This is a genomic window from Curtobacterium sp. MCPF17_051 (assembly GCF_003234595.1).
In the GTDB taxonomy this organism is placed as follows: Bacteria; Actinomycetota; Actinomycetes; order Actinomycetales; family Microbacteriaceae; genus Curtobacterium; species Curtobacterium flaccumfaciens.
The window spans coordinates 109,636-126,582 of sequence record NZ_QKSE01000011.1; the positions used below are offsets into that span (position 1 = coordinate 109,636).

Consider the following 16,947-nt stretch of genomic DNA (forward strand, 5'->3'; position numbering starts at 1 on the left):
TGTCGTGCCTCCAGGCCGTCAGCTCTTGATGTAGGGCTTGCCGGACGCGGCGGGGCCGCGCGACTGCCCGACCAGGCCGGCCACGGCGAAGATCGTCACCACGTACGGCAGCATCAGCAGGAACTCGCTGGGCACGGGTGAGTCGATCGCTCCGAGCGTGTTCTGCAGGTTCGACGCGAAGCCGAACAGCAGCGCCGCGAGCGTCGCCTTGATCGGGTCCCACCGGCCGAAGATGACGGCGGCCAGGGCGATGTAGCCGGCGCCCGCGGTCATGTCCTTCGTGAACGGCCCGACCGCGTCGAGGGTGAAGTACGCCCCACCGAGACCGGCGATCGCACCGGCGAGGGAGACGTTCCAGAACCGGGTGCTCGTGACGTTGATGCCCACCGTGTCGGCGGCCTGCGGGTGCTCGCCGACCGCGCGGAGCCGCAGGCCCCAGCGGGTCTTGAACAGACCGAAGGTGACGACGGCCACGGCGATGTAGGCCAGGTAGACGACGACCGTCTGCTCGAAGAACACCGGACCGATGACCGGGATCTGGTGCAGCAGCGGGATCTCGACCTTCGGGAACCGGATGCCGATGTTCAGGGTCTCCTCGTTCGGGGAGAGCACCTGCGAGTACAGGAAGCCGGTCAGGCCGGAGATGAACGCGTTGATCACGACACCGACGATGACCTGGTCGACCAGGTACTTGATGCTGAACGCCGCGAGGACGAACGACACGAGCATGCCGGCGACGAGCGCGGCGACGAGGCCGACCCAGGGCGACCCGGTGATCGACGCGACCATCGCGGAGCTGAACGCACCGGCGAGGAACTGCCCCTCGATCGCGATGTTCACCACGCCGACCCGCTCGGAGATGACGCCGCCGAGGGCACCGAACACGAGCGGGACGCTCAGGCTCAGCGCGCCGAGCAGCAGGCCGGGGATCGGCAGGGACGAACCGGCAGCGGCCCAGGTCAGGAACCCGATGACGAAGACGACCGCGAACACCGACGTGACCCACAGCGGGACCCGGCGGAGCGCCCGCGTCTCGATGAACGCGTACACGGTCAGGATCGCGAGCAGGACGATGACGACGATGCCCGTCCCGAGCGCGGGCAGCGGGACGTTCGGCAGCGCGAAGAAGTCACCGGCGTTCGCGAGGCGGAACGTGGTGGTGCCGGAACGCGGCAGCAGGCCGAACAGCACGATCGCGATGAGCGTGAACACGCCGTACCCGATCGGGAGCTTCCAGCTCCTGGTGGACTCGACCGGACGGTCCGCGAGCGGCGACGCGGGGGCCGCGGTGGGGCTGATGGTGCTCATGCGGCGACCGCCTTCTTGCTGGTCTTGCTCGTCTTCGTGCGCTTGCGTGCACCCGGCTGCGGGATCCGGAAGATCGCGCGGACGAGCGGCGGCGCCGCGATGAAGAGGACGATGAGGGCCTGGATGACCCCGACGATGTCGATCGGGATGCCGTTGGCGGCCTGCATGGCGTAGCCACCGTTCTTCAGCACGCCGAACAGGATGGCCGCCCAGAAGACGCCCCACGGCTTGGAGCGGCCGAGCAGGGCCACGGTGATGGCGTCGAAGCCGATGCCGGCGTCGATGCCCGAGGTGAAGCCCGACGTGACGGCGCCCTGCACCTGGTAGGCGCCGGCGATGCCGACCAGGGCACCGGAGATCAGCATCACCCAGATGGTCAGCGACGGGACGCTCATGCCGGCCACGCGGGCGGCACGGGGGTTCTCACCGATCGTGCGGAACCGGAAGCCGAGCGATGACTTGTTGACGAGCCACCAGACGACGACGACCGCGATGATCGCGACGACGAACCCGAGGTCCACGCCGTACCGCACGCCGAAGAGCTGCGGCAGGAGCGCGCTCTCCTTCGTGGCGGGCGAGATCGGGTTGCTGCTGCCGGGGGCCTGCAGCAGGCCCGGGGTGCGGAGCAGGTAGCTCACCAGGTAGAGCGCGACGTAGTTGAGCATGATCGTGACGACCACCTCGTTCGCACCCGTCCGGGCCTTGAGCACCCCGACGATGCCACCCCAGACCGCGCCGCCGACGATGCCGGCGATGATCGTGAGCGGGATGTGGATCGCGGCCGGCCCGTCGAACGAGAACCCGACCCACCCGGCGGCAGCGGCGCCCATCAGGATCTGGCCCTGGCCGCCGATGTTGAACAGCCCGGCGCGGAACGACAGCGCGATCCCGAGCCCGGCGGCGATGAGCGGCACCGAGTAGTCGACGGAGCGCGTGAGCGGCCCGATCGCCTGCTGGAAGGACTCCGCGCCGAAGTTGAACACCGAGCCCTGGAACAGCGAGGCGTACGCGCCGCCGACCGCGGTGCCGACCGCCTGGAGCATGTCCGTCGGGCGGGCGAAGAAGTACCCGGCGGTGGCACGGACGTTCTCGTCCGTCACCGCGATGAGGATGCCGCAGGCGACCAGCGCGAGGACGACGGCGAGCACCGTGACGAGCACGGACCCGTTCAGGATCCCCTGCAGGGCGGCCTGCCAGCGGTCACCACCGGCTCCGTTGCGGCGTTCGGTGTCCTCTGCCGAGTCCGTCATCAGGTGCGGGGTCGACTCGACCTCCTGCAGACGGTCGTCGGTGAGCGGGGCGTCCGCGGTGCCGTGCGCAGCCGGCACCGGCTGCTGCGTGTTGTCTGGCGGTGGGGTGGTCACGCTGCCAGCTCCGTTCCTTCGGGGATCTCCCCGGCCATCATGAGGCCGAGGACGTCGCGGGGGGTGGTCGCGGGGACGATGCCGACGATGCCGCCGCGGTACATCACGGCGATGCGGTCGGCCAGGGCGACGACCTCGTCGAGCTCGGTGGAGACGACGATGACCGGCACACCGGTGTCGCGGGTGGCGACGATGCGCTTGTGGACGAACTCGATCGAGCCGACGTCGATGCCGCGGGTGGGCTGCGCGGCGACGAACAGCCGGAGTTCACGGCTCAGTTCGCGCGCCAGGACGATCTTCTGCTGGTTCCCGCCGGACAGCCGACCGGCCGCGGTGGTGCGACCGGGCGTGCGGATGTCGAACTCGGCGATCTTCTCGTCGGCGAAGGCGTCGCGTTCCGCCGACCGGATCGTACCGGCGCGGACGAACTCGGCGTGGTCGGCCCGGTCGAGCATCAGGTTCTCGGCGATGGTGAACTCGCCGACCAGGCCGTCCTCCTTGCGGTCCTCGGGGACGAAGCCGACGCCCGCGTCGAGCACCTGCTTGACGCTCCGGCCGGTGAGTTCCTTGCCGTCCAGGGTGATCCGGCCGGCGTGGGCGGGCTCGAGGCCCATGATCGCCTCGGTGAGCTCGGTCTGCCCGTTGCCCTGCACCCCGGCGATCGCCAGGACCTCGCCGCGACGCACCGTGAAGGAGACGTCGTCGACGAGCACGATGCCGGACGGGTCGGTGACGGTGAGGTGCTCGACGAGCAGGGCGTCGTCGCCGCCGGTCGAGGGTTCCTTGTCGACCACGAGCGAGACGGCACGGCCGACCATCAGGGCGGCCAGCTCGTTGTTCGTGGCGGTCGGCGAAGCCTCGCCGACGACCTTGCCGAGACGGATGACCGTGATGCGGTCGGCGACCTCGCGCACCTCGCGGAGCTTGTGGGTGATGAAGACGATCGCGGTGCCGGCTTCGCGGAGCTGGCGCATGATGCCCATCAGCTCGTCGGTCTCCTGCGGGGTGAGGACGGCCGTCGGCTCGTCGAACACCAGCACTGAGGCGTCGCGGGACAGCGCCTTGATGATCTCGACGCGCTGCTGCACGCCGACGGGCAGGTCCTCGACCTTGGCGTCGGGATCGACGTCGAACCCGAAGCGGTCGGAGATCTCCTGCACGCGCTTGCGGGCACCGGCCAGGTCGAGCCGCCCGCCGAAGGTGGTCTGCTCCTGCCCCAGCATGACGTTCTCGGCGACGGTGAACACGGGCACGAGCATGAAGTGCTGGTGCACCATGCCGATGCCGGCGCGCATGGCGTCACCGGGGCCGTCGAAGTCCTGCACCACATCGTCGAGCAGGATCTCGCCCTCGTCGGCGTCGTACAGGCCGTACAGGACGTTCATCAGGGTGGACTTGCCGGCGCCGTTCTCACCCAGGAGGCAGTGGACCTCACCCGGCTCGACGGTGAGCGAGATGTGGTCGTTGGCGACCAGGGCGCCGAACCGCTTGGTGATGCCGCGGAGTTCGAGCTTCATGTTCGGGAGTCTATTTCTGTCTCGCGCGCGCCACGCGGGCGCACGGTGTCGCGTGCACCCCGCGGATGCACGATGTGGTGTGCGCCACCCGGGCGCACGAGAACGCGGGCGAGGGATGCTCCCCCGCCCGCGTTCACCGGGTCAGGACTGGGTCTTGACCTTGATCGAGCCGTCGATGATGCCGGCCTTCACGTCGTCGAGCTCGCCCTGCAGGCCCTTGTCGACCTTGGACTCGAAGTCGTGGAACGGCGCGATGCCGACGCCGTCGTTCTCGAGGGTGCCCACGTACGGGTCCTTCGAGAACTTGTCGTCAGCCGCCTGCTCGACGACGTCCTTCACGGCCGGGCGCATGCCCTTCTCGACCGAGGTGAAGGCGATGTCCTTGTAGCGGGGGTCGGCCTCGTAGAGGTCGCTGTCCGCACCGATCAGGACGGAACCGTTGTCGGCGTCCTTGATGGCCTCGGCAGCGGACTGGTAGATCGGGCCACCGACGGGCAGGATCACGTCGGCGTCCTGGTCGAGGAGCGTCTGCGCGACCGACTTGGCCTGCGTGCCGGCCTCGAAGCCACCGGTGAAGGAGCCCTTGCCGGTGTCGACGTTCCAGCCGACGACCTTGACGTCCTTGTCCTTCTGCTCGTTGTAGTACTTCACGCCGTCCGCGAAGCCGTCCATGAAGATGGTGACGGTCGGGATCTGCATGCCGCCGAAGGTGCCGACGACGCCGGTCTTCGAGTAGGACGCCGCCGCGTAGCCGGCGAGGAACGCCGCCTGCGAGGTGTCGAACGTGATCGGCTTGACGTTCTTCGCGTCGATCGAGTTGTCGTCGATGATGGCGAAGTCGGTGTCGGGGTTCGCAGCGGCCTGCTTCTTCGTGGCGTCGGCCAGGTTGAAGCCGACGGTCACGACGAGGTTGCAGTTCTGGCCGATGAGCTGCTCGATGTTCGAGTCGTAGACGGTGGCGTCCTTCGACTCGGCCTCCTTGTAGGTGGCACCGAGGTCCTTGGCGGCGTCCTTCATGCCCTCGTAGCCGAGCTGGTTGAACGACTTGTCGTCGAACCCACCGGCGTCGGAGACCATGCAGGGGCGGAAGTCGGTCTTCTTCGCCGAGTCGGTGGTGGACGGCGCCGAGGCGCAGCCGGCCAGGACGGCGACGGTGCCGGCGAGCGCGAGGCCGCTGAGGACGACCTGTCGGGTACGAGATGTCACGGGTTGGTTCCTCCGGGGAGCGTGCCCGGACCACGTGCGTTCCGGGCGATCGTGGCGACAGTACACGACCGTCGGGCCGGTACAGGACCCGTTGCGGGGGTCCTGCGGATCGGTTACGGGATCGCGACCCCGCCGAAACGCGCCCGTAACGCGACGTCGCACACAGACCCCCAGTTCGAGGGGTTTGTCGGTGGAGCGCTACAGGACGTCGCCCCGGCCGCTGATCTTCAGCGCATCCACCACACTCTTCACCCGCTGCGCGTTCGCACTGGTGGTGACGAGCAGGGCGTCCGGGGTGTCCACGACGACGATGTCCTCGACGCCGATGAGCGAGATGAGCCGCTGGCTGTGCGAGATCACGATGCCGCTCGACGAGTCCGCCAGGATGCGGGCACCGTCCCCGAGCACGGCGAGGTTGTTCGGTCGACCACCGGACTGCAGCTTGGCGAGGGAGGCGAAGTCCCCCACGTCGTCCCAGTCGAAGTCACCGGGGACGACCGCCATGCGTCCGGCCGCGGCGGCCGGTTCGGCGACCGTGTAGTCGATCGCGATCTTCTCGAGCATCGGCCAGACGGCGTCGACGACGGCGCCGCGGGCCGAGGTGTCCCAGGCGTCGGCGAGTTCGTTGATGCCCGCCAGCAGTTCGGGCTTCGTCCGACCGATCTCGGCGAGCAGCACGTCGGCGCGCGCGATGAACATGCCGGCGTTCCAGAGGTAGTTGCCCTGCTCGACGTACGAGCGGGCGGTGTCCAGGTCGGGCTTCTCGACGAACGACTTCACCGCGTGTGCGGTCGGGGCACCCTCGATGTCGAGCGCGACGGTGTCCGCATTGATGTACCCGAAGCCGATCGCGGGTTCCGTCGGGGTGATGCCGATGGTCGTGACGTAGCCGGCGCGGGCGACGGCGACGGCCTCACGCACCGAACGACGGAAGCCGCGGGCGTCCCCGATGACGTGGTCGGCGGCGAACGAGCCGATGACGACGTCGGGCTCGCGGCGCACCAGGATCGCCGCGGCCAGGCCGATGGCGGCCGTGGAGTCCTTCGGCTCACTCTCGAGCACCACGTTGTGGTCCTCGACGCCGGGCAGCTGCGACTCCACCGCGACCCGGTGCGCACGGCCGGTGACGACCATGATCCGCTGGTCGCCGGCGAGCGGCGCCAGGCGGTCCCAGGTCTGCCGCAGCAGCGAGGTGCCGGAACCCGTCAGGTCGTGCAGGAACTTGGGTGCGTCCGCGCGCGACAACGGCCACAGGCGCGATCCGATGCCCCCTGCGGGGATGATCGCGTAGAAGTCTTCGAGAGCGTCAGCCACGCGCTCACCGTACCGGTCCCACCGGGCGGATCCTGGGTGGTCTCCGCACGATTCCCGCATGCGGGCTCCCGCAGCGTCGGCCGCCGCGTTGTTCACCCGGCGCGCGCGTCCCGTTCACGTCGTCGGCCCCACCGGGTCACGTCACGCCCGGAGCATGGGCAGCACCATGAGCGCACGCAGCGTGGAGCGCGGCACGTCCCCCCGGACCGTCGCCGTCGTGACCGAGAGCTTCCTGCCCACCCTCAACGGCGTGACCACCAGTGTCCTGGCGGTCCTCGACCACCTGGAACGACGGGGTCACCGCGCGGTCGTGATCGCCCCGGACACCCCCGGCCTCGCGCAGTTCCGGTCGCGCAGCGCCGTCGAGCGCTACCGCTCCTTCGACGTCCACCGCATCCCCGCCGTCGCCTACCGCCAGTTCCCGGTGGCACTCCCCCACCCGGTGCTCGACACGATCCTCGCCGCCTCCGGCGCCGACGTGCTCCACGCCGCCAGTCCGTTCCTGTTGGGTGGGCGCGCGATCACGGCAGCCGGGAGGCTCGGCATCCCCTCCGTCGCCGTCTTCCAGACCGACGTGGCCGGGTTCGCCCGCCGCAACGGCCTGACCGCGACCGTCCCGTTGGTGCGGAAGATCCTCGGACGCATCCACGCCGGCGCCTCGCTGACGCTCGCCCCGTCGAGCGCGACGGCCGCGATGCTCGCCGAGGAGGGCGTGCCCCGCGTCGCCCGCTGGGGTCGCGGCGTCGACACCGAGCTGTTCCACCCCGCGCGCCGGTCGACCGGGCACGTGCGGGGACTCCGTCGCCGCCTGGCCCCGAACGGCGAGACCATCGTCGGCTACGTCGGACGCCTGGCCCCGGAGAAGGAGGTCGAGCGGCTCGCCGAAATCGGCGGTGTCCCCGGCATCCGGGTCGTCGTGGCCGGAGGGGGTCCATCGCGGGCGATGCTCGAACGTCGGCTCCGGCACCTCGACGTCACCTTCACCGGTCCCCTGCGCGGCGACGCCCTCGCCGACGCGTACGCCGCGCTCGACCTGTTCGTGCACACCGGTCCGGCCGAGACCTTCGGGCAGACCCTGCAGGAGGCCCACGCCTCCGGCCTGCCCGTGATCGCGCCGGCGTCCGGCGGCCCGCTCGACCTGGTCGCCCCGGGGCTCGACGGCGAGCTCTACGACGCCGAGGCCCCGCAGGCCCTGCGGCACGCGGTCCTGCGGCTGCACCACGACCGCGCGCTGGCGGAGCGGATGGGTTCCGTCGGTCGACTCCGCGTCGAGGGAACCACCTGGGAAGCCGTCGGCGACCAGCTCCTCGACCACCACGACACGGCCCGCACCATCGGCGCGCCGCCCGTCGGACGGGGCCTCCGGGCCGGTCGGGACGAGAAGGTCAGCGCCCGCGCATAGGATGGGTCGTGTTCCACACGAACACGAACGGCAAGGGCTCGCCGATCGGGCGAGCCCGTCCTATGGAAGGACGAGCTCATGGCTGAGCACACCGGCGGGGGTACGGCGACCGCGGTGCCCGACGCACGTATCGATGGGGAGCGTATCGATGCTCCACGGGCTTCTCGGACGCCACAGGGCACGCTCTACCGCGGTTCGATCGGGATGTGGTCGTGGGTCCTCCACCGCATCACCGGCGTGGCGATCTACTTCTTCCTGCTCGTGCACATCCTCGACACGGCGCTCGTGCGGCTCTCACCCGAGGCGTACAACGCGGTCATCGGCACGTACAAGACCCCGCTCATGAACCTCGGCGAGATCGCCCTGGTGATGGCCATCGTGTTCCACGCCTTCAACGGGCTACGGATCATCCTGATCGACTTCTGGTCGAAGGGCCCGAAGTACCAGCGGGCCATGTTCTGGATCGTCATGGTCCTGTGGGCGGTGGCGATCGCGGGCTTCCTGCCCCGCCAGCTCATGAACCTCGTCGCGGACTTCAACTGAGGGGCACGAAGATGACCACGCAGATCGTCGAACCTCCCCGCTCGGCCGCAGCCGCCCGCAGCACCACCAACTGGGAGAAGTGGGGCTGGATCTACATGCGCGCCTCGGGCGTGCTGCTCGTCGTGCTGATCTTCGGCCACCTCTTCGTCAACATGGTGGCGGGCGAAGGCGTCAAGCAGATCGACTTCGCCTTCGTCGCCGGCAAGTGGGCCAACCCCTTCTGGCAGGTCTGGGACTCGCTCATGCTGGTCCTCGCGCTCATCCACGGCTCGAACGGCATGCGCACGATCGTCAACGACTACGTGTCGAAGCCGGGCATCCGGAAGACGCTCCTCGTCGCGATCCTGGCCGCCTGCGTCGTGCTGATCGTCCTCGGGCTCCTCGTCTGCTGGACCTTCGACCCGTGCCCCGCCGGCGCCGCTGCCGCTGACCTGCCGTCCTTCTGCCCGGCGCAGTAGCACCACCACCGCTGCTGCCCGCGTTCCCACCGTCTACGGAAAGACCCCTGTGACCGAGACCACCGTCCACCACCACCAGTTCGACATCGTCATCATCGGCGCCGGAGGCGCGGGCATGCGAGCCGCGATCGAAGCCGGCCCGAAGGCGAAGACGGCCGTCATCTCGAAGCTCTACCCCACCCGGTCGCACACCGGTGCGGCACAGGGCGGGATGGCCGCGGCCCTCGCGAACGTCGAAGAGGACTCGTGGGAGTGGCACACCTTCGACACGATCAAGGGCGGCGACTACCTGGTCGACCAGGACGCCGCCGAGATCCTCGCGAAAGAGGCCATCGACGCCGTCATCGACCTCGAGAACATGGGCCTGCCGTTCAACCGCACGCCCGAGGGCAAGATCGACCAGCGCCGTTTCGGTGGCCACACCCGCGACCACGGCAAGTCCCCGGTCCGCCGGGCCTGCTACGCAGCAGACCGCACCGGGCACATGATCCTGCAGACGCTGTTCCAGAACTGCGTGAAGCTCGGCGTCGAGTTCTACAACGAGTTCTACGCGCTCGACCTCATCATGGTCGACGTCGTCGGTGACGACGGTGTCACCCGCCAGCAGCCGGCCGGCGTCGTCGCGTTCGAGCTCGCGACCGGTGAGCTGCACGTCTTCCACGCCAAGGCGATGATCTTCGCGACCGGCGGCTTCGGGAAGATGTACAAGACCACCTCGAACGCGCACACCCTGACCGGCGACGGCGTGGGCATCATCTGGCGCAAGGGCCTGCCGCTCGAGGACATGGAGTTCTTCCAGTTCCACCCGACCGGGCTCGCCGGGCTCGGCATCCTGCTGACCGAGGGCGCCCGCGGCGAGGGCGCCATCCTCCGGAACGCCTCGGGCGAGCGCTTCATGGAGCGGTACGCCCCCACCATCAAGGACCTCGCACCCCGTGACATCGTGGCGCGCTGCATGGTGCAGGAAGTCGCCGAGGGTCGGGGTGCCGGACCGAACAAGGACTACGTGCTGCTCGACTGCACGCACCTGGGCGCCGAGGTCCTCGAGACGAAGCTGCCGGACATCACCGAGTTCGCACGCACCTACCTCGGCGTCGACCCCGTCGTCGAACCGGTGCCCGTGATGCCGACCGCGCACTACGCGATGGGCGGGATCCCGACGAACGTCAAGGCCGAGGTCCTGTACGACAACACCACCGTCGTCCCCGGCCTGTACGCCGCCGGCGAGTGCGCCTGCGTCTCCGTGCACGGCTCCAACCGCCTCGGGACCAACTCGCTGCTCGACATCAACGTCTTCGGCAAGCGCTCGGGCAACAACGCCGCCGAATGGGTCCAGACCGCCGAGTTCCTCCCCCTGCCGGAAGACCCGGCGGCCGGCGTCCGCGGCATGCTCGACCAGCTCCGTGCCTCGACCGGCACCGAGCGCGTCTCCGCCCTCCGCAAGGAACTGCAGGAGGAGATGGACAAGAACGCCCAGGTGTTCCGCACGGACGAGTCGCTCGCCCGCGTCACCGAGACCCTGCACACGCTCCGCAACCGCTTCATGCAGGTCTCCGTGCAGGACAAGGGCAAGCGGTTCAACACCGACCTGCTCGAGGCCGTCGAGCTCGGGTTCCTGCTCGACCTGGCCGAGGTCGTCGTCTACTCCGCACGAAACCGCAAGGAGAGCCGCGGCGGTCACATGCGCGACGACTACCCGAAGCGCGACGACGAGAACTACATGCAGCACACCATGGCGTACCTGACGGGCGACCCGCACTCGTCACTCGCCGACGACCACATCACGCTCGACTGGAAGCCCGTCGTCATCACGCGGTACCAGCCGATGGAGAGGAAGTACTGAGATGACCGACACCCTGGTCTCCGACGCACCCCGCACCGACACCGTGCAGGACGCTCCTCCCGGATCCTTCTCCGTCACGGTCATCGTCCGTCGCTTCGATCCCGACGTCGATGACGAGCCGCGCTGGCAGGACTTCGACGTCATGATGCTGCCGACCGACCGCATCCTCGACGCCCTGCACAAGATCAAGTGGGAGCAGGACGGGTCCCTGACCTTCCGCCGCTCGTGCGCACACGGCGTCTGCGGGTCCGACGCCATGCGCATCAACGGTCGCAACCGCCTGGCGTGCAAGACCCTGATCAAGGACCTCGACGTCTCGAAGCCGATCTACGTCGAGGCGATCAAGGGCCTGCCGCTCGAGAAGGACCTCGTCGTCGACATGGAGCCCTTCTTCCAGAGCTACCGCGAGGTGCAGCCGTTCCTGCAGTCCTCGTCGGCCCCGACGCCCGGCAAGGAGCGCGTGCAGTCCGTCGCCGACCGCGCCCGCTTCGACGACACCACGAAGTGCATCCTGTGCGCCGCGTGCACGTCGTCCTGCCCGGTGTTCTGGACCGACGGGCAGTACTTCGGCCCCGCAGCGATCGTGAACGCACACCGGTTCATCTTCGACTCCCGCGACGACGCCGCGAACGTCCGTCTCGACATCCTCAACGACAAGGAAGGCGTCTGGCGCTGCCGCACGACCTTCAACTGCACCGACGCGTGCCCCCGTGGCATCCAGGTGACGAAGGCGATCTCCGAGGTCAAGCAAGCGATCATGCGCGGCCGGGCGTAGTCCCGGCTCTGTCCAAGGCCCAGCACCACGCCGACCGATAGGCTCCCGACCATGACGTTCGCGGACACCCGCCCCATCCTCGACCAGCTCGGCTACACGACCCGGTACGTGCAGCTCCCCGGCGAGACCCTGCACGAACCGCCGGTCGAGGGGGCGCTCCGCATCGTCCAGACCGACGCCTCCGGCTACGCGCTCGAGGTCGTCGACTACGGCACGGCTCGTCGTCTCGCGCAGGCCACGGGCGAGGACGACGCGGTCGAGATGCTGCGCCGGTTCCTGAACCGTCCGTTCCCGGAGCCGCGCGACATCCCCCGCCACGAGCTCGAGGGGCTCCGCGACCGCGCGGCGTCGACCTACCCGCAGCTCGCGCAGCAGGTCGCACAGGCCGGCGAGCAGGGGCTGACCATCCAGATCCCGGCCGGTGTCCCCGTCGACCGCATCGGTGGCCCGGACGGCTACCTGCTGCACCCGCTCGACACCCCGCTGCCCAGCCGGTCGCTGCCCCCGCACGTGACCTCGTCGCCGGAGACCCACCGGTACGTCGTCGACCGGCCGTTCCTGGTGAACGTCCGCTTCGTCCAGCCGTGGTTCGAGCAGCCGGGCGGGGCCCTGCGCTTCCAGATCGCCGACCCGTCGGCCACCGTGCGTGACCTGGTCGTCGACGGCGCGCTCGTCCGTCTCCGGGTGGTCTGAGCCCTCCGACACACGAACAGCCCGCCCCACGCTCGACGCGTGGGGCGGGCTGTTCTGGTCCGTGGAACTACCGCAGGTCGGGGCGGTCGTACTGCGCGCCGGCCGGGCTCGACGGCAGGCAGCCGAACACGATCGCGGCGGCGCTGACGAAGAGCGCGATGAGCCAGAACGGGCCTGCCAGGTTCGCATCGTGCACGCGACGCCAGCCCAGGGCGATGCCCGGCACGATCGTGGCGAGCCACCAGAGGAAGTAGAGCCCGAGCAGCACGAAGGCGAACGGAGACGGCGCGCTGCTCCCCGTGGGGTTGCCGTACTCGTCGACGGCGCCACTCGCCCCGACCGTCGCGAAGAGGACGGCGTAGAACCCGCCGAACAGCACGATGGTCACGATGGCGTTGGCGAGCACCGCGTACCAGAACTCACTCCGGCTGGCGCGGCCGTCGAACCGGGCGTACTTCTTGAAGAACCGGGTGAACGCGTCGAGGAACCCGATGCCGTACCACGGTGCCCAGAGCGGCGGGACCCCGTCGGGACCGAGCGGGATCGGCTGCGCGAACTGCGGGTACGGGTCGGCGTACGGCTGCGCGTACGGCTGTTGCCCGTAACCCGGCTGCTGCCCGTAACCCGGCTGCTGCCCGTAACCCGGCTGCTGCCCGTACCCAGGCTGCTCGCCGGAACCGGGCTGCTGCCCGTACCCAGGCTGCTCGCCGGAACCGGGCTGCTGCCCGTGGCTCGGATGCCCCTGCGGCTGATCGCCGTTCGGCTGGCCCCACTGGGGCGTCCCGTCGTTGCTCATCGGTTCGTCTCGGGCCGGTCGTAGCGCGCGCCCTGCGGGTTCGACGGCAGGAGGCCGAAGACGATGCCGGCGACGCCGATGAACAGCGCGATGATCCAGAGCGCCCCGGAGAGGTTCGCATCGTGCAGACGTCGCCAGCCGAGGGCGAGCGACGGCACCAGGGTCGCGAGGCCCCAGAGCGCCAGCAGGACGAGCACGACCCAGAAGACCGGCGGAACCGGGTCGACCACGGTGATCTCGTTGCCGTAGTAGTCGACGGTCCGGGAGTTGAGCGTGGTGAGGCGGATGACCGTCCCGATGACCACGAGTGCCCCCGTGACGATCGCGTTCGCCAGGAACCACCACCAGAACTCACTCCGGCTCGCACGACCGGTGAACGTGGCGTACTTCGCGAAGAAGCGCGCGACTGCCTTCGGGAACGAGATCCCGTACCACGGGGCCCATCGCGGCGGCGTCCCCGCGGCGTCGGTCTGCTGACCGGTCTGCTGCGGGGCCGCCCACTGCTGCGTGCTCTCGGTCATCGGGAGCCCTGCGGACGGTCGAAGCGCGCACCCTGGGGGTTCGAGGGCAGCAGGCCGAAGACGATGCCGACGATGCCGACGAAGATCGCGATGATCCACAGCGCGCCCGTCAGGTTCGCGTCGTGCAGGCGGCGCCAGCCGAGGGCGAGCGTCGGGACGATGATCGCGAGACCCCAGAGCAGGGAGACGATGCCGACGATGACGAAGAGCGCGGACGGCTCGGTGACGGTGGACTGGACGCTGGCCGACGTCGAGGACGACATCGACACGGTCGAGCGCTCGGAGGTCGCGAAGCCGATGCCGTACAGGATGCCGAGGACGATGCCGACGATCCCGTTCGCCAGGTACCACCACCAGAACTCGCTCCGGCTGGCCCGACCACTGAACGTCGCGTACTTCTTGAAGAAGCGGCCGAAGGCCTTGCCGAACGAGATCCCGTACCACGGTGCCCAGAGCGGCGGTTCGCCGTTCGGTCCGGTCGGCGGCTGCTGGCCGTACTGCGGTGCGCCGCCGTTCTGGGGTGTGCCGCCGAACTGGGCGTTCGGCTGGTTGTTCGGATCCTGCGGGTACTGGTCGCTCACGTGGTCCCCCTCGAGTGTTGGCTGATGTTCACGGTCGAGTCAACCAGAACTCCTGAGAGGCCGTCAGAACCGGTACCGCGCGTCAGCCCTGCAGCGGACGGTCGTACTGCTGCCCCTGCGGGTTCGACGACATCAGGCCGACGATCAGCGAGAACAGGATGCCGATCGGCGGGATGACGAACAACAGCGCGAGCAGGCCGCTGAGGTTCACGTCGTGCAGCCGCCGCACGGTCAACGCGATGAAGCCGAGCGCGCAGGCCAGGTTCCAGAGGCTGCCGAGACCGTCGGAACCGTCGTCGATGAACGGCAGCACGTTGAACCCGTTGCCGATGATGCCCGCGGCCGCCGAACCGATCAGGTACCAGAGCGCCCAGAACCAGTACTCCGACTGGCTGGCCCGGCCGTCGAACCGCACGTACTTCTTCCAGAAGCGCAGGAACGCCTGGGGGAACGGGATGCCGTACCAGGGCGCCCAGAGCGGCGGCTCGGACCTGCCGCCACTCGGCCGCCCCGGACCGGGCTGCGCGGACTGGCCGTACGGGTCCCGGGGCGGGTACTGGTCACTCATCGTGGGGTTCCTTCCGGCGGGGCTGTCGGTCCACACAGAGTGTGGCACTCCCTCGAGCCGGCGAGCGTCCTCCGTGCGAACGACTCTGGCTCCGACCGTGCACCTGACCCGACCGTGCGGTCAGGGCAGGAGCGCGAGCTTGCCCCCGGGGTGCCCGGACTCCAGCAGCTCCGCCGCCGCCTTCGCCTCGGCCAGCGGGAAGGTCCGCGCCACCGGGACCTCGAGCTGTCCGGCGCCGGCGAGGTCGATGAGCCGCTGCCGCACCGAGTCACGGAACGCCTTGCTGGCCGGCTGCGCGCCGCCCACCGCGGCGATGCCGTCCGATGCAGCCCGCGCCTGCGCGGCGATCGTGACGATGCGTGACCGGTCCGCGACCAACGCGAGCGAGACGTCGACGGCCTCGTCGGTGCCGACGCAGTCCAGTGCCACGTCGATGCCGGAGGGTGCGAGGTCACGGACACGCGCCTCCAGGCCGTCGCCGTACTGGACCCACTCGCCACCGAAGCGTCGCACGACGTCCGCACCACGTTCCGACGCGGTTCCGATGACGCGGGTGCCGAGCAGCCGCAGCTGCTGGAGCAGGCTGACGCCGACCGCGCCCGAGGCGCCGTGCACCAGGACGGTGTCGCGCCCCTCGGCGCGGGTGACGCGGAGCATGTCGGCGGCGGTCGAGCCGGCGAGGAGCAGGTTGGCGGCCTCCGGGAAGCCGAGCGACGCGGGCTTCGCGAAGACGTCGGCCGCGGGCACCGTGACCGACTCCGCCCAGCCGCCGCTGATGCGGAACGCCAGGACCTCGTCGCCGACCGCTCCCCCGCCGGACGCGATCTGCGTGTCGGGGCCGACGGCGGCCAGGACGCCGGCGATCTCGTACCCGACGGCGATGGGCAGGTCCGCGGGATCGCCCTGACGGGTGTGCTTGGTGTCCGCCGGGTTCATGCCGGCGGCGCGGACGGCGATGGTGACCTCGCCGGAGGCGGGCGCCGGCACCTCGGTGTCGACGTACTCGAGGACTTCGCTGCCGCCGAACCGTGGTGCCACCCAGTGCTTCGTCATGCGTGCGACGGTACGCCGATGGCCTGCTGGCGGGACGAGCCACGATCGACTGACCGGCCTCGTGCTGCCCTTCCGGCACGACGCCGGATGGTCACGAGTGCTCGCGCCGGTCAGGGCGTGGTCGCTTCCGTAGCTCCTGGTACCAGGCGGAGCCTTCGACACGGCGGACGAGATCTTCGACGGCCGCCTCGCGGTCGCCGCTCTCGCGAGTCGATTCATCCGTGCCGCGATCGCTGGTCGTGGACACTCGCCATCCGTACCGTTCAGCTCCGCACGCGACTGACTCATGGAATGACCACCGCCTTTCGGACAAGCGTCGGACGCCAACCGAGGTCGAATCTCCGTGCCGGGCCAGGCGCAGTGGTGCGAGTCACGCTCGCCGGCATCGCCGTCTTCGGACAGCCAGGCTCGGCGCACACCCGGGGCCGCGGAAGGACGAATCGAGTGATTCGGGACTAGATGCTTCCCACTTGTGTACCCGGAGAAGACCCACTCACGATCTCGATCACCTCGGCGAGCGAACGCTCCCGGACCCAAGCAAGCCGGTAGACCAGTGACCACTCGATGTCGGAGAGCGTTCGCACGATGTGTTCCTCACCGTCGATGTGCCACCGAAGCTCTCTGTCTGAATTGTCCTCAATCAGGTCGACTCCTGCAGGCGTCATCGCCTTCCCGTCGAACCACGGCGCATCATTTCGGGCTTCACCTTCTCGCACCAAGACGTAGCGCTCGGCGTCGGCCAAACAGCTGAACCACGCGAGAGGCCAGCTGCTCCCCTTGTCACGAATCTCGAACTTGTACCCAGAGCCGTCGGAAGCAATCCGGAAAGCGGTCTCCGGTGTGCCGTACTCGAAAACGATCCGCTCATCGCGCTTGATGCCGGGTATCGAAGAGAGGTCCGGCGGTTCATTGCCCACGAACGCTCCGAGCAGATCGGCGTCAAGTCGCCGAAGGCCAGTCCGATCAATCAAGCGTGAAAGCCCTTCTCGTCATCGACGGCAGCAT

Annotated in this window: 17 protein-coding genes; 6 read left to right on the forward strand and 11 right to left on the reverse strand. The window is 69.3% G+C overall.

The genetic code is table 11. The annotated features are described in order from the left end of the window. Positions 1-18: 18 nt before the first annotated feature. The 5 genes from DEJ35_RS10345 to DEJ35_RS10365 form a co-directional block, all read right to left on the reverse strand. Complete coding sequence (locus DEJ35_RS10345) at positions 19-1,308, reverse strand: ABC transporter permease (protein WP_110861296.1); 1,290 nt, start codon at positions 1,306-1,308, stop codon at positions 19-21. Then, positions 1,305-2,672: an ABC transporter permease gene (locus DEJ35_RS10350; protein ID WP_181430086.1), complete on the reverse strand. Its 1,368-nt coding sequence runs from the start codon at positions 2,670-2,672 to the stop codon at positions 1,305-1,307. The genes DEJ35_RS10345 and DEJ35_RS10350 overlap by 4 nt, the downstream gene beginning before the upstream one ends. After that, the gene (locus tag DEJ35_RS10355) at positions 2,669-4,189 is read right to left on the reverse strand and encodes an ABC transporter ATP-binding protein (RefSeq protein ID WP_110861298.1); all 1,521 of its coding nucleotides are present in this window, start codon (positions 4,187-4,189) and stop codon (positions 2,669-2,671) included. Before DEJ35_RS10355 ends, DEJ35_RS10350 begins: the two co-directional genes overlap by 4 nt. Before the next feature lie 141 nt (positions 4,190-4,330). Beyond that, complete coding sequence (locus DEJ35_RS10360; protein ID WP_027466452.1) at positions 4,331-5,395, reverse strand: BMP family protein; 1,065 nt, start codon at positions 5,393-5,395, stop codon at positions 4,331-4,333. Between the two features lie 198 nt (positions 5,396-5,593). Continuing rightward, complete coding sequence (locus tag DEJ35_RS10365) at positions 5,594-6,709, reverse strand: mannose-1-phosphate guanylyltransferase (protein WP_110861300.1); 1,116 nt, start codon at positions 6,707-6,709, stop codon at positions 5,594-5,596. 166 nt (positions 6,710-6,875) lie between these two features. On the opposite strand from DEJ35_RS10365, the gene DEJ35_RS10370 reads away from it, so the two are divergent. From DEJ35_RS10370 to DEJ35_RS10395, 6 genes are all read left to right on the forward strand, one after another. After that, on the forward strand, positions 6,876-8,111 hold the full coding sequence (locus DEJ35_RS10370; RefSeq protein ID WP_258378463.1) for a glycosyltransferase family 1 protein: 1,236 nt from the start codon (positions 6,876-6,878) through the stop codon (positions 8,109-8,111). A 78-nt stretch (positions 8,112-8,189) separates the two neighbouring features. Next, positions 8,190-8,654 carry a succinate dehydrogenase, cytochrome b556 subunit gene (gene sdhC, locus DEJ35_RS10375; RefSeq protein ID WP_110861304.1) on the forward strand — a complete coding sequence of 155 codons (465 nt, stop codon included), beginning with the start codon at positions 8,190-8,192 and terminating at the stop codon, positions 8,652-8,654. 11 nt (positions 8,655-8,665) lie between these two features. Next, positions 8,666-9,112: a succinate dehydrogenase, hydrophobic membrane anchor protein gene (gene sdhD / locus DEJ35_RS10380; RefSeq protein ID WP_027466446.1), complete on the forward strand. Its 447-nt coding sequence runs from the start codon at positions 8,666-8,668 to the stop codon at positions 9,110-9,112. A gap of 49 nt (positions 9,113-9,161) precedes the next feature. Next, positions 9,162-10,955: a succinate dehydrogenase flavoprotein subunit gene (sdhA, locus tag DEJ35_RS10385; protein WP_110861306.1), complete on the forward strand. Its 1,794-nt coding sequence runs from the start codon at positions 9,162-9,164 to the stop codon at positions 10,953-10,955. Position 10,956: 1 nt separating this feature from the next. Next, a complete protein-coding gene (locus DEJ35_RS10390; RefSeq protein WP_071244286.1) occupies positions 10,957-11,730 on the forward strand; it encodes a succinate dehydrogenase iron-sulfur subunit in 774 nt (257 codons plus the stop codon). Positions 11,731-11,781: 51 nt separating this feature from the next. Next, the gene (locus DEJ35_RS10395; RefSeq protein WP_071244287.1) at positions 11,782-12,423 is read left to right on the forward strand and encodes a TNT domain-containing protein; all 642 of its coding nucleotides are present in this window, start codon (positions 11,782-11,784) and stop codon (positions 12,421-12,423) included. A 67-nt stretch (positions 12,424-12,490) separates the two neighbouring features. Here DEJ35_RS10395 and DEJ35_RS10400 read toward each other — a convergent pair whose 3' ends face one another. The 6 genes from DEJ35_RS10400 to DEJ35_RS10430 all read right to left on the reverse strand — a co-directional run bounded on the left by DEJ35_RS10400 (position 12,491) and on the right by DEJ35_RS10430 (position 16,859). Continuing rightward, complete coding sequence (locus DEJ35_RS10400) at positions 12,491-13,219, reverse strand: DUF805 domain-containing protein (protein ID WP_220036888.1); 729 nt, start codon at positions 13,217-13,219, stop codon at positions 12,491-12,493. Further along, on the reverse strand, positions 13,216-13,740 hold the full coding sequence (locus DEJ35_RS10410; protein ID WP_111192684.1) for a DUF805 domain-containing protein: 525 nt from the start codon (positions 13,738-13,740) through the stop codon (positions 13,216-13,218). The genes DEJ35_RS10400 and DEJ35_RS10410 overlap by 4 nt, the downstream gene beginning before the upstream one ends. Next, entirely contained in the window at positions 13,737-14,321 is a 585-nt protein-coding gene (locus tag DEJ35_RS10415) for a DUF805 domain-containing protein (protein ID WP_110861316.1), read from the reverse strand. Before DEJ35_RS10415 ends, DEJ35_RS10410 begins: the two co-directional genes overlap by 4 nt. Positions 14,322-14,403: 82 nt before the next feature. Further along, the gene (locus tag DEJ35_RS10420) at positions 14,404-14,889 is read right to left on the reverse strand and encodes a DUF805 domain-containing protein (RefSeq protein WP_110861318.1); all 486 of its coding nucleotides are present in this window, start codon (positions 14,887-14,889) and stop codon (positions 14,404-14,406) included. A gap of 120 nt (positions 14,890-15,009) precedes the next feature. Beyond that, positions 15,010-15,942: an NADP-dependent oxidoreductase gene (locus tag DEJ35_RS10425; RefSeq protein ID WP_110861320.1), complete on the reverse strand. Its 933-nt coding sequence runs from the start codon at positions 15,940-15,942 to the stop codon at positions 15,010-15,012. A 455-nt stretch (positions 15,943-16,397) separates the two neighbouring features. Next, complete coding sequence (locus tag DEJ35_RS10430; protein ID WP_111192685.1) at positions 16,398-16,859, reverse strand: hypothetical protein; 462 nt, start codon at positions 16,857-16,859, stop codon at positions 16,398-16,400. Positions 16,860-16,947: the final 88 nt, after the last annotated feature.